The sequence below is a fragment of the Novosphingobium sp. 11B genome (assembly GCF_054589055.1).
In genome coordinates this window covers 1-526 of the sequence record NZ_BAAILP010000346.1, presented here as the reverse complement: position 1 = coordinate 526, position 526 = coordinate 1, and the positions used below count along the sequence as shown (strand labels likewise).

Annotated in this window: 1 protein-coding gene; it reads left to right on the top strand. The window is 65.8% G+C overall.

All coding sequences use genetic code 11. The annotated features are described in order from the left end of the window. Positions 1 to 526 (top strand): transposase (locus ACYPYD_RS28305; RefSeq protein ID WP_459667122.1); only part of this gene is annotated, 526 nt, incomplete at both ends.

The following is a 526-nucleotide window of genomic DNA, read 5'->3' as shown; positions in this document are numbered from 1 at the left end:
GCCGGGTTCGGGCGCCGGCCTGGCGAGCCAACCGACGATGAGCAGGTGGGAGAATGCACCGACCACGCGCGAGCTGGCGCGCATGATGGCAGCGATGGTCGGCATCTATTGCGGCAGCTACCCCGCGCCGCCCAAGGCGGTGACGCTCGATATCGATGACACGTGCGACGTTGTGCACGGCTATCAGCAGCTCTCGTTCTGGAACGGTCACCACGGCGAGCGCTGTTTCTTGCCGATCCACATCTATGACACGGCAACGGGACGGCCGGTCGCGATGCTGCTGCGTACGGGAAAGACGCCTTCGGGCGCGGAGGCAGCCGGACACATTCGGCGCCTCGTGCGGCATATCCGCCGGCACTGGCCCGAGACGCACATCACGATCCGGGGCGATGGGCACTACGGCCGACCCGAGGTCATGTCGTTCTGTGATGCGCACGGCATCGACTATGTCTTTGGTCTTCCCACCAACGGTGCCTTGCGCACTAATCCCGGCATCCTCGCCGCCGCCGATACCTGCGCGGTCAAG